At 34.8% G+C, this 14,355-nt stretch carries 6 protein-coding genes; all 6 read left to right on the forward strand.

The window, feature by feature from the left end; genetic code table 11:
* Positions 1 to 23 precede the first annotated feature (23 nt).
* The 6 genes from E7419_00070 (at position 24) to E7419_00095 (ending at position 14,307) form a co-directional block, all read left to right on the forward strand.
* Complete coding sequence (locus E7419_00070) at positions 24 to 1,904, forward strand: hypothetical protein (protein MBE7013584.1); 1,881 nt, start codon at positions 24 to 26, stop codon at positions 1,902 to 1,904.
* 133 nt (positions 1,905 to 2,037) lie between these two features.
* Positions 2,038 to 5,247 (forward strand): hypothetical protein, encoded by a 3,210-nt coding sequence (locus E7419_00075; GenBank protein MBE7013585.1) that lies wholly within the window; start codon positions 2,038 to 2,040, stop codon positions 5,245 to 5,247.
* 15 nt (positions 5,248 to 5,262) lie between these two features.
* Positions 5,263 to 6,969, forward strand: coding sequence for an S-layer homology domain-containing protein (locus tag E7419_00080; GenBank protein MBE7013586.1), 1,707 nt, complete (start codon positions 5,263 to 5,265; stop codon positions 6,967 to 6,969).
* A gap of 14 nt (positions 6,970 to 6,983) precedes the next feature.
* The gene (locus E7419_00085) at positions 6,984 to 9,581 is read left to right on the forward strand and encodes an S-layer homology domain-containing protein (GenBank protein ID MBE7013587.1); all 2,598 of its coding nucleotides are present in this window, start codon (positions 6,984 to 6,986) and stop codon (positions 9,579 to 9,581) included.
* A 44-nt stretch (positions 9,582 to 9,625) separates the two neighbouring features.
* Positions 9,626 to 11,197, forward strand: a complete 1,572-nt coding sequence (locus E7419_00090) for an MBL fold metallo-hydrolase (GenBank protein ID MBE7013588.1) — start codon at positions 9,626 to 9,628, stop codon at positions 11,195 to 11,197.
* 260 nt (positions 11,198 to 11,457) lie between these two features.
* Positions 11,458 to 14,307, forward strand: a complete 2,850-nt coding sequence (locus tag E7419_00095) for an alpha-N-acetylglucosaminidase (protein ID MBE7013589.1) — start codon at positions 11,458 to 11,460, stop codon at positions 14,305 to 14,307.
* Positions 14,308 to 14,355: the final 48 nt, after the last annotated feature.

A 14,355-nucleotide genomic window follows, 5' to 3' on the forward strand; every position in this document is an offset into this window, starting at 1 on the left:
TCTTAAGGAAGGGAGGAGAAAATATGAAAAAATTATTAAGTCTTATCCTTGTATGCACACTTGTAATATCTTTTGGTGCAACAGTATTTGCTGATACTTATATCCGTTATACTTTCTATGATAATACTGACGGATATACCTATCACTTCGGTGCGTTTGACAGCGACGATACCGACGCAGGCGTTATAATCAACGGCAAAGAATATACCCTTCAAAATGCCGATAAAAATGACTCTTCAAAAACTGCTTTTGAAGTTGCAAAAGAAAACGGAAACATCTTTGGTATCGGCTTTAAAACAGCAGATTCTTTTAAGGACGATTCCTATGTTGTAACCCCTTATTCTAAAGATGCAGAGGGTAACCTTGTAACAGGTCAGGGAATAACCGTTAGTGCAAATCCTTCTACAACACCTGTAGTTAATGAAAAGGCTTATGCCGTTACTGATGACTTCTACAATGAAAATAGTACAATGCGCACTGATTATACATATTTAATGGTCAGAACTGATGGTTTATATGGACCCAGTAGTGTAGCCAATCTTTCCACTGCTATTCTTAAACTTGATTTAACCAAGTTTAAAGATGCGGCAGAAGAAAGTAATTTCATTCTTTATTTAAAAGGAAGGGCTTCATATCATGATAAAGACAGCGTAAGCCCAGGATTTGATTCTGCTAAGGTTCAGGTATGCTCAACCAGTCAGGAATGGTCAGAAAGTGATTTGTCTTCGTTTACTGAAGCCAGCTTGCTTAACCAGATAACCAATAGAAACTCTGTTATTGATACAGTAACAATCACTACGAGTGATACTCTCGACTGGTATAAATTAAATATTACAAGTCTTATTCAACAGGAACTTGCAAAAGGCTCAGAAAGTGTATCCATCGCTTTATACTGTGATAATACCGAAGCCGAAGCATTATCCAAAGTGGATGGTAAAAGAAATGCATTAAAATTTGCATTCTACTCAAAAACCGGCGAAGAACCTCCATATATTGAATATCAGAAGGTTGACCCTTCATATACATCCGCTGATCTTGAAACCCTTACCATTAACGGTAAAGAAATTGATGTAGCAGATTTTGACGAAACAGGCTCAATGACAGTTAAACTTTCTTACGGCGTAACAGTTGACAGTATTCTTGCAACTGCTTCAGGTAATTACGCAACTGTTTCAAATGCTGTTAAAGTTGATGATGATACTTATACAGTTGCTGTAACAGCAGGTAACGGAACCGAAAAAACATATACCATTAACTTTGAATGGGTTGCTCCATCTTCATTGGCTGAAGTGTCATTTGGAGAACTATATTTACAGCAAAGATCAACATATATGGACTCTGCGATGGATGATGCGAATATGCTTAAAACTAAATACCCGGACACACTTACTAGTAATCTTCACGTAACTGGAATGAAAGGAGATGTGACTAAGGTATACGGTGGGAAAACAACTTATCCAGGTGTCGCTCTTATAGAACTTGATTTATCAAAACTTGAAAATCTTGATACTACTAAGGAAACTACTTTGAATATATATGGTAGAGTATATAGTTATTCCGCAGATGACAATGCTGATGTAATTGTTTCTTTCTATGATGCAACAGGAACAGATATGGATGCTGTAACAATTGAGGATATAAGAAACATATCTAAATGGGTAAGCGATGACAAACTGCTGGACACAACAACTCTTAAGGGACGAAATACAAGTTACAATAAAACTGAATTCATACCCGTTAGCCTGACGGGAGTTATTGAAAAATATTACGGAACAGGTAAAAATCCGATAATCGCATTATATATCGGAGTGCCTGAAACTAATACTGACCCACGTGCAAGACTTCAATTGTATAAAAATGAAATTTCAAAAACAACTATTAAATACTACAAATTTGATAATTAGTTTGTTAATTCCGAGGGGGCATAAGCCCCCTTGGATAAACAAATAACAGCATATTATTTTTGATAATGTATATTAAGGTATATATTATCAAGAGTGATACACAAAAAATAAACAAAAAAGAGGGGCTGAAATTATGAAAAAGATTTTATCAATATTTATTTTAATAACAATGGTAATAAGTTTAATCCCAATGACAGGATATGCTGAAGAAAGCGGGGAATATTGGTATGCCTTTGAGGCAGAAGCCGGATTGTTAGACACTTCGGTTACAGGTGCTTTTAAGAAAACCGCAATAGATTATGATGCCTCAGGGAATTATGCTCTTAAAACCCTTAATACTTATCAGGATGCCAGTCAGTCACCAACTGAGATGCCTCTTAAGTTTAAAGAGTGGTTTGATGTTGGCGGCACATATAAAATATTTGTAAGAATTAAGGGTAAAGGCTCGGTTAAATATTCGGTAAACGGCGAAGCATACAAAAGTGTATACAGTATGCCGTATAAGGCTAATGAATATTCCTGGGCATATTTAGGAAATGCCGAGATTAACGAATTTTCCGAAAACACTATTGCTTTTTCTTCAAGGCAGGCAAGTTTTTATCTTGATAAGATTATAATAACAAACAGCAAACTTTATTACCCTGTTGACAACGAACAGTATAAAGGTCAGCCTCTTAGTGTAAATAACGGATTATCAATGATTTATCCTGTGCCTGAGATTAAGCCTTCATCTACTCGTCCGAGAGTTTTAATTAATGAGGAAAGACTTACCGAAATAAGTAAAAATTTAACCCACGAGGAAAATATAAAGGCATACAATAAACTTCTTTCAGACGCTAAAAGATCGGAAACGGGAATACTTCCCGAGCCAGCTTCTACTCATTCGGGAAATTACAGCGTTAAAGCCCTTGACTGCGCAGAGGCAAATGCTCTTTTATATCTTCTTACCAAAAATGAAGATAATGCAAAAAAAGCAATTGATATTATGACTAACTTTATGAAAACCTTAAAATATAACTCTCATGTAAAGGGAGCGCCTATTGAAGCGGCAGGAAGAGGAATGTGCATATTTACTGCCTCTTTGGTATATGACTGGTGCCATGATTCTGATTATTTTACCGATGATAAAAAAGAAGATATGGTAATGGCAATTATATCCCAGGCAGAACAGCTTATGTGCGGATGGCCGCCTGTTAAAATGTCAGCCTTTGATAACGGTCAGGGTTTTGAAAATTTTGTAATTAAGGATATGCTTGCTTTTGCAATAGCAGTAGCAGACGAATATCCCGATATATATAATCTTGTTATGGGAAGAGTTTTAGAAGAATATGTTCCCGTTGTTAATCATCACTATGAAAAAGAAAATATGATGCACAGAATGGGAGATGACTACGGTGTAGCAAGATTTGAACATGAGGTTTACTTAAATATGCTTCTTTCTGCTATGGGGCATCCTGAAATCATAAGCGAAAAGCAACATCTTATGGCATATCAGCAGATTATAAGAAAACGCCCCGATGGCGGAAGACTTCATGACGGCGATTCATACAGCAGTCCCGCAAAGGCAGATGATAAAACTCTTGCATTTTTTACGGCAAACTTATTTGAAGATTCTTATTTAAAGCAGTACTTTTTTGAACAGATGCCGGATATTGACACAATAGAACACGGAACACTTGACAATTTTTCAAATATGATTTATCTTGCGCTTAATAATCCCGATATTATAAGAAAGCCAATTTCCGATTTACCTTTATCGGTTTACGGCGGACCTGATCTGGGTGCAGTTACTGCAAGAACGGGCTGGGAAAGAGAAAAAGATTCCGATGATTTAGTAGTATCTTTTAAAACTCCCGAAATATATTACCAAAGCCATCAGCATCTTGACGCAGGGCATTTCTACATATATTATAAAGGTGCGCTTGCACTTGACTCGGGAATGTATCAGAGTGCTTCCTGGACGGACGAAAACGGCAACAAGGTAACCAACTTAGAATTTGGAAGCCTTCACGATTATAACTACCATAAAAGAACGGTTGCCCACAATTCAATGCTTGTATATGACCCTTCGGAAACCAGTTTTGGCAAATACGGTACCACAAATGACGGCGGTCAGACCCCTCTTTATTCCTATTCAAGCGATATGACGGCAAAGGATTATACATCTGACCCGGGTAAACAGGGCGAGGTAATTTCCTACTCTATAGGTCCTGACCTTAATAAGCCTCAGTACACATATTTAAAAGGTGATTTGACTAACTGGTATTCAGATAAGGTAACCGATTATAAGAGAAGTTTTCTATTCTATAATTTCTTTGACGATACTTATCCGGGAGCGCTTATAGTATTTGATAAGATTACATCAGAAAGCGAAGACTTTAAAAAGACATGGCTCTTACATTCACAAAAGAAGCCTGATATAACAGATAATAAAACTTCGTTTTCAAACAGCGGGGGAGGAAAGTTAACCAATCTTACCCTTCTTCCCAAAAATGCAGTATATGAAACAGTCGGGGACGGAACACTTAAAAAGGCATTTATGGTTGGTGATACAAACTATTATGCAGTTCCTAAAAGTTATACCTATGACGAAAGCGGACGTTACAGAGTGGAAATATCACCTGAGGATAAAAACAAAACCGATTATTTCTTAAATGTAATGTATGTAAATGATGATAACGACAGTATTCCTGAACTTGATATAAAACTTTATGATACCGAACTTTTCTACGGGGCAGGTATCAGGGATAAAACGGCATTTTTCTCAAAATCCGATACTCTTTATGATGGAAAGTTTGAAATCACAATAGATAACAGTGAAAATAAGGAAGTTACAATTTTAGGATTAAAAGAAGGTACATGGAAAGTATCACAAGGAAAAGAAGAAAAAACATATAACGTTTCAAAGGGTGCAAATGTACTTGATTTTTACGGTGTAGCGGGAACTTACACCATAGAAAGAGTAAAAGATGATTATACCGATGTAAGTTTTAGTTTATTTGACAGCGTTTCAGAGGCTGATAATCCTCATATAGAAACCGCTCCAACCTATTTTAAAGAAGATAACACGGTTGTTGTATTCTCCCGTTCATTGCTTGACAAAGGCTTTAATATAACAGGCTATGGTGTAGTTTACGGGGAAAGCGAAGATGTTACTTTAGAATATGAAGGGGCAAGAGATTTTCCAAGTAAAACATCTTTAACAAGGCTTGGTCAGTTCGGAATAGAACTTATAGATAAAATCGGAATATTAGAAAAAGAATGTTATTTAAGAACATATGTTAAATATAATCAAAACGGTATAGAAAATGTTGTATATGGAAAAGCGATAAGATTTAATTAACAGGAGGTATGAAGTATGAAAAATATTATAAAAAGAGTAATCTTTCTTACTATTATTCTTTCCTTTGCTGCGCAGTTTGTTGTCGGTGCGGCAGGGCTTACAATAGTAGTGGAAAGAAAAATTGAAAACGGTCAGCCAACACAATATATTGTTGTAACAGGTAATTTAAGCGATTACAAGAAAAATGAACCGCTTCTTATAAAAGGTTTTGACAAAACTCTTAGTGAAGACACTATGAATTTAACTGATTATGAACTGTTTACCCAGTCAGGAACAGTAAATGATGACGGCTCTGTAAAGATAATTGAGCAGTTTGAAGGTATGGGAAAGGATTATAAGTTTACTGTTACAGGGCAAAAAGAAGTGCTGGACGGAAGTATGTATGTACCTTCTTTTGACGCAATCAATATTTTAATCGGAAAACTTAATAGTAATGGGATAACACCAAAAGAAGTTGTCGATGAAATTATTGCAAATAATAAAGAACTTGCTTTTGATACTTATGTTTTTAACGATATAGTATATCAGAATAAGCAAAAGGTTATAGCCGATATGATTTTAGAAGTCGGTACTTCCTTTGATGCGGAAAATATCTACGAAACATTTAACCGTTATACTCTTATTAATTCACTTACTTACGGTTCAAGTGCTGACAGTGCAAAAAAAGCGCTTTCCTACTATGAAGATAAGTATCTTCATCTTAATAATATGTCAGTTGCAACCTTGTTTAACAGTTTTGACGAAACAAAAAAGAACATAGTATATAACCTTATGAATAAACAAACCTATCAGGATGTTTCAAAAATAAATGACAGATTTTTTGAATCGGTTATCTTAACAGGTATTAAAGAAGTAACTTCTTATTTAAATATCTATGATATACTTGATGATTATAAAACTGAAATGGGAATAGAAACACAGGTTTCAGCGCTTAACGATACAATTAAAGACAAAGTTCTTTTATATATTTTAAACGAAAAAAATAACATAAATACCATTTCTAAGCTTATCGAAAAACTTAATTATGCCATTGCAAATCCAAATAACATTTCACAAGGTCAGGTAGGATTTTTACCTCCTGTTATCCCTGGCGGAAGCGGCGGAGGCGGCGGAACCGTTGTTTCTGCAGACCCTCCTAAGTATCCTGAAATATCGGGAGAAACTTCTATTTCATCAGGACTTAATGACCTTGCTTCCGTTCCATGGGCAAAGGATGCAATAAACTACCTTTACTCTGAAAAAATTGTAAGCGGACAGGCAGAAGGAGTCTTTGCTCCTATGAATAATATCACAAGATCGGAAATCGTTAAAATGCTTGTTATGGCATTTGGCGAATATGACAGTACGGCAACAACCGCTTTTTATGACCTTCAGAATCACTGGGCTAACTCTTACGTTGCTTCAGCCTACAATAAAGGTTATGTAGTAGGTAAAAGCGATACTGAATTTGGTGCAAACGATTATATAACAAGACAGGATACTGCAGTTATCCTATACAGAATGATGCAGATTAACGATAAAACTCCTGCCATCTTCAATATAACAAAAACTTTTACCGATCATAAAGATATATCTGACTATGCGGTAAGAGGCGTTGAGATGCTTTCTGAATACGGAATAATAAACGGATTTTCTGACGGAACTTTCAAACCTCAGAATCTTCTTACACGTGCCGAAGCAGCAGTTCTTATTAAAAACTTTTTAGATTATGTAAATAAATAAAGGAGGAGAAAAAAATGAAAAAATTACTATCTTTAATTCTGGCATTTTCTATGCTTATGTCTTTTTCTCCGCTTACTTATGCATATTCCTATAAAGATATTTCTGACAGTAACTATATAAGCGATATAGAAGAATTATATGCTATAGGAATTATGTCGGGAGACGAAAATGGCAATTTCAAGCCTGACGAATGTCTTACAAGAGCAGAGTTTGCTAAAATTATATGTAAAATTGACGGTATGGATATGGATATCGGTACAAGTGCTTCTATGGGGTTTTCCGATGTTGACTCTGACCACTGGGCACTTAAATATATTTTCTATGCTTCAGGAAGAAAATATATGCAAGGTTATACAGACGGAACTTTTAAGCCTGACGAATGTATTACAGGAAGTGAAGCACTTAAAGTTTTAGTAAGCCTTGCAGGTTATGATTTTCTTGCGTTATCAAAAGGCGGATATCCTGACGGATATGAGATAACAGGTTCGGAACTTGGTATTTTAGACGGGCTTCAAATCAGCCTTTCTGACTATATTTACCGTGAAGAAATTGCAAGAATGATAAATAACGTTTTAGATGTTCCTTATGCTAAAAATATCAGTATAAGTGACAATTACAAGTACGAAATTGATAATGATAACACCCTTTTATCTGAAAAATTAAGAATGAGAAGAGGTAAGGGATTATTTACCGCTACCGATACGGCAAAACTTGGTGTTTCTCCTTTGGCAAGCGAAGGAAGAGTTATTATAAACGGTGAGGAACTTAAAGTTACAGACGGTTTACAAAAAAATTATTTAGGGTATAATGTAAGTTATCTTTATTCGTTTGACAGAGAAGATGAAAATGAAAAAACTCTTATCTATGTAAAAGATAACAAAACAAAAGTGCTTGAACTTACTGAAGAGAATGAAATTTCTTTTTCAAATAACACCTTAAAATATATAGATAACGATAAAGTGGCAGATGTAAGAATTTCTCAGAGTGCCGATTATATTTTAAACGGCGACAATGTTATATACAGTGACAACCTTTTTAGTAACTTTAAACTTGGTAAGATTAAACTTATAAGTTCAGGTGTTACAAGCGGTTATGATATTGTTATTATAACAAGTTATCAGTCAATAAGAGTCGGTGTTGTAGATAGCGAAAATATGCTTATAACCGATAAGCATAATCCTCTTACAAGAGTGGATTTTGGCAATAGTTCAAAACAATATATTATAAAAGATTCGGGTAACAATAACCTTACTTTTTCCGATATAAAAAGAGATGATATATTGCTTCTTGCCGAAGGCTCTTCAGTAGTTGAATGTTATGTATCAAGTACTAAAGTTACAGGAAAAGTAACAGGAATAATTGATGATGACGAATTTTTAATTGGTGATGAAGAATATAAACTTAATTATTTTGCAAAAGGAAATGTAAATATTTCTTTAAGTAAAGATTATGTACTTTATCTTGACAGCAACGGCAGAGTGGCAGACGCTGAAATGAGTGCGGGAACTGACAATACCATTGCATATATGATAAGAGCAGTGGAAAGAACACCGTCACCCGATGAAACAAAGGTTTACCTTAAACTTTATACCATTAACGGTAAAATGGAAAATCTTGAACTTAATAAAAACGTTACAGTAAACGGAACACGTATTTCAGATGTTAACGAACAAAAATTTAAAACTGCAATAAATGCAGGGGAAAGCTATCATCAGATTATAAATTATTCTGTAAATGATGAAGGAAAAATCGTTAAACTTAATACTGCACGCACAAAAGAAGAACTTAATAATCTGGGAACAGACGGTTTTTGTGCTAAGTATGAAAGTAAGGAAAGAACTTTCGGCGGAAGTGCTAAACAGTTTAATTTTGAAATCTATGTTACAGGTGCAACACCTGTTATGATAATTCCTTTAGATATCGAAAACGCTGAAGAAAAAGATTTCCAGATTACAACCGCAAGTATATATACGGATGACAAGGAGTATGTGGTTGAGGGATATACCAACAGCGTAAAAGATGTTGTAGCCTCCGTTTTAATTTCAAGAGAATCAAAGGCAAATGCTGTCTTTGAAGGTCATGACAATATAGGGGCAGTATATTCTGTTTCAAATGGTGTTACCGAAGATGGCGAAGATACCATAAAATTTAAGGTGTATAAGGGTAGATCCGGTGGCGGTATAGAGGCTGAATTTTATACTATTACAGAAGAAGCATTAGGCGATGGCACATATTCACTTTCGGATATCAAAGTTGGTGACATTATAAAATACAGAACTGACGCTAACGGAAAAATTATAAAATTCGTTACATATTATAAGTATGATAAGGGTATATGGCACGGTAGTTCAGGCGGAAACTATGCTACTCTTAACAGAGTTTACGAAAGAATAGTAACCGATATTGACGGTCAGTATGTATTCTTGCAGGATACTAAGGACAGTTCAATTTTAGAAGCACATCTTCTTTCTGCTCTTACAATTGTAATTGTTAAGAAAACTCCGTCAAATGTAAGTGTGCGCTTAGGCTCTGCAGGTGATATTCTTCCTCAGGACAGAGGTATTGTTCAGACTATTTCAAGATCATCTCAGATTCTTGTTATATTCAAATAATATTAATAAAAAAACAGTGTTACTTATAAATCGGAGGGAAAATAATGAACGCCGGATTTCCTTATCCTGATTGCAAAAACGTATATGAAAATGTAATCAAGGAAAATCATATTGTAATAAATTGTACAGGCACTCATTTTGAAGAGTATAATCTCTATTGTGCGAATTTAAAAAAAGAAGGATTTACTCTTAAAGAGCAGCGAAAAAACGGTACTCACAGTTACTCATCTTATGAAAAAGATAAGCTGTGCGTGTTCCTTAATTATTTTGAAAATATAAAAGAACTAAGCATTGTATTTGAAGAAAACTGCAATTACTTTAATTACTTAGATGAGTACAAAGGGCAAGTTACCACTCCTTCGGTAACTCAGATAGGGTTAGAGGATTTTGGAATGTCTTATGCGATAAGGCTTACCGATTCCCGCTTTATAATTATAGACGGAGGATGGGATTTAGAACCGGACGCGGATAAACTTTATAATTATATAAAAGAAAACTCAGAAGATGAAAAGCCTGTTATTGCTGCCTGGATTATGACACACGAACATATCGATCATTACAGATGTTTTAATGTGTTTATGAGAAAGTATGGCTTGTATGTTACTGTTGAGAAAATGCTTTTTAATTTTAAAGAACATAAAGATATGCTGGAAGAATATTTTACAGACAGAAAACCTGATATAAAAGGGGAGTATTCGTTTGAAGATTCATCTGAGTCTCATCATATCTCGATTATGCTTGATATAGTTGAAGAATTTAAGATAAAAACCTATATTCCGCATACGGGACAATGCTATAAAATAGGAGATGCTGTGTGCGAATTCTTATCAACCGTTGATGATATGTATTATTTTACCACTAATACAAATTCACATTCTTTGGTGTTTAAAATGACTCTTGCAGGACAGGAAATTTTGTGGACGGGTGATGCATCTTTTTCCGATTCAAAGCTTAGTGCAAAGTATGGAGAAAAACTTAAATCGGATATACTTCAGGTTCCTCATCATGGTTTCGGATGCGGAAAAGAGGAAGAACAGATTATATGTTATAATTATATAAAACCGAGTGTATGTTTTTTACCTGTATCCGATTATAATGCTTATGTTAAATTTTGTTTATATAAAAAAGGAACAAGGCATCTTATGTTAAATGCTGATATTGATGAACTTATTACAGGTGATGAAACAAGGACGATAATCCTTCCTTATTATCCTGAAAATTATAAGAAAAATCAAATTAAAAATAACTTTCTTGATGGATATAAATCATCGGGCAGTACAGTATGGGTTTTTACGGACCTTGATACAAAAAATGCTGAAGATTTTAATTTTACATTCCTTAATATGACTGTTTTTGAAAATACTGTATCAGCAGAACTGTACTTTGAAAACGCGAAAGATTTAATTACAAATATTGAAATTAAAATACCTGCAAAATCATTTAAGAAAATATGCATAACAGATGCAAATGACGTAAATGTAAATTCGGCGTATTTCAACTGGCATTCTCTTAATATTAAAGGAATACCTGAAAATGAAAAGTTCGCAGTCCGATTTATTGCCAATGAACCGATAGTTATATCTCATGATAAGCATAAAGCGGCGTATATAAAATAAGTATCTTACATAATTGCGAAAATTCGCAAGGAAGGGAGGCAAACATTATTATAACAATGTTAAAAAATGTTTGCCTCTTTATTGTGAATTAACACAACAAGGTTCTCCGAAAAACTCGAACTTTTAGTTCGATAGTTTTTCGTGAGGTTCTTATTTTATTAATTTAGCAAAGTTCCGATTACAAAATATCAATAAAAAGTATGTTTGACTTTAAGATGTGCTTGTGGTAAATTTGTTTTTAGAAGTAAGGAGTTGTTTTTTTGGAAACTATTATTATAAAAAATATTACGGATGAAAGCGGGAAAAAGGTTGCTCATCTTACCACAAATTACACTATAAGTAAAATTGCACTCACTTTAGAAAGCGGCGATTTTGACAAGGTGGTAGATGCAGATATTCATTATGCGCAAAACAGGGTAACCACTGACTTAATCTGGTTTGCCACTGCTTGTGGAAAGGCAAATTCCGTTTTGGAATTTGTGCCCAACAGTCCTGCCTCCGTATCGGATTTATATATAACATTATCTGATGAAAATGTTTCAGTAAAAGAGATAGAACTTTATATTGCAAAAGATGTTGATTTATCAAGATGTTATCCCGTATATACCGATTACGATTTAGGGAAAAACTATTATCTGGATACGATTACTGTTTTTACAAAGGGAGAAGGGTATAGCGAATATTCCTTATTTACAAGTATAAACGGCAAAGATTTTGATTTAGTTGCAAGGAAAACATCTGAAAAAACTTGCCCCGAAGAAGGGGAAACCTACTGTCTTAACGGGAAGGAAGCAAGAATAGTTCGTCTTTTTACCGAATATAATTCTGCATCTTGCGAAGTGTGTGAAAGCGAAATTAAATATACAGGAAAAGAAAGCGGCAGAGAAATGGTTTTTTCTTCAGAACCATACGTGGAAACTTTTGAAGAGAGTATATATAACTGCGAAATAACCGATAATGACACTATTTGCGAAGTATATTCTATTATAGAAAGAAATCTTGGAAGTAAATATACCGAATGGTTTTCTTTTGAAATTGACTCTTTTTATGAATATGATTATTTTGATATCAGTTCAAAAAAAGATAAAATACATATAAAGGCAAATAATGGTGTTTCGCTCGCAGCGGGGCTTAACTACTATCTTAAATATTTTTTGAAGGTCAATATATCGCAGACGGCAATTCAGAACAAAATGCCCGAAAAACCTGTATTTCCCAAAGATAAAATTCATAGAGAAACAAAAGCAAAATATCGTTATGCTTATAATTATTGCACCTTATCTTATTCTATGTCATTCTGGGATGAAAAAAAGTGGCGAAAAGAACTTGACTGGCTTGCTTTAAACGGAGTCAATCTTGTTTTAGACCTTACTGCACAAGAAGAAGTATGGCGAAGATTTTTAAAAGAAATAGGATACAGCCATAACGAAATTAAAAAATTTATTGCAGGACCAGGCTATTATGCCTGGGCATATATGTCAAATCTGTATGGTTTTGGCGGGCCTGTTTACGACAATTGGTTTGAAAAACAAACCGAACTTGCAAGGAAAAACCATCTTATTATGCGTAAACTGGGTATGAAACCTATTCTTCAGGGGTATAGCGGTATGGTTCCTTGCGATATTAAAAAATACGATGAAAATATTTCAGTAATTCCTCAGGGGACATGGTGTTCATTTCAAAGACCTGATATGCTTGAAACCACTTCGCCCTGTTTTATGGAATATGCAAAAAAATTCTATAAGGCTCAGCGTGAGGTGTATGGTGACGTAAGTAATTTCTTTGCTGCCGACCCGTTTCATGAAGGGGGTATAACTCTCGATATGAAACCTTGCGAAATTGCCGAAAATGTGCTTTCTGCTATGATATCAGAAGTTTCCGATGCTGTGTGGGTGGTTCAGTCCTGGCAGAATAATCCGACATCGGAACTTTTAAGAGGGATAGAGAAAGTCGGGAAAAACCATGCCGTTATCCTTGATTTGTATGCCGAAAAACAGCCAAATTACAATAAAGGCTGTGCATCCAATAGTTCTTTCGGATACGAAGAGGAGTTTAATCATACACCGTGGATTTACTGTATGCTTAATAATTTTGGCGGCAGACTTGGACTTTACGGACATCTTGACAATATAGAACGTGATATTCCGCGCCTTTTTAATAAGTGTAAATCTATTGCAGGCATTGGAATAACGCCTGAGGCGAGTTTTAATAATCCTGTACTTTATGAATATCTTTTCGAGGCAGTCTGGGTTGAGAATTGCGATTTTGGTAACAATGTCGGCGATATGAAAAGCTGGATTTATGAGTATTCTTTAAGAAGATATGCCTCTTATTCTCACAATATAATAAAAGCATGGGAAATACTACTTAGTACGGTGTATAAATCTTCTTTAAATATGTTAGGACAGGGTGCTCCCGAAAGTATCTTGAATGCCCGACCTGCACTCTCTGTCAATGCGGCTTCTACATGGGGAAATTCTGTAATAAGTTATGATAAGAATGAACTTTCAAATGCGCTTTTACTGTTCTTAAAAGAATATGATAATTTAAAAGACACAGAGGGATACAGATATGATGTAATATCTCTTGCACTTCAGGTTTTGTCTAATAAACTTCAGGATTTACATAAGCAAATGAGCGAAGCGTTTTTTAATAAAAACTTAAAAGAGTTTTGCCAAAAATCCGATCAGTTTATAAAAATTGCAGAAATTACAGATGATACTGCTTCTCAAAGTGAACACTATCTTTTCGGAAAGTGGATAAATGACGCATTAAATCTTTCCAAAGGATGCGATGATTTTACCCGTATGCGCTACTTAATGAATGCTAAGGCACTTGTCACTACCTGGGGGGCATACAATCAATCGGAAACAGGCGGCCTTCACGATTATTCAAATCGTCAGTGGGGAGGGCTTACCAAAGATTTTTATATTGCAAGATGGAAAAAGTGGATTGAAGATAGAAAAAAAGAACTCGACGGCAAAAAGGTGGACAAAACAGATTGGTTTAAGTGGGAATGGGCATGGGTCCGCGAAGATAAAACCTATCCCGATTCTCCCCGTGAATTTAACTTGAAAGATATAGGCATTTATATGGCTGAAAATAAGTAAAAACTTGTCTATAAATTTTTCTTCAATGTCTTTTACTTAAATATATAA

It is taken from the genome of Oscillospiraceae bacterium, assembly GCA_015068525.1.
Taxonomy (GTDB): Bacteria; Bacillota; Clostridia; order UMGS1840; family HGM11507; genus SIG450.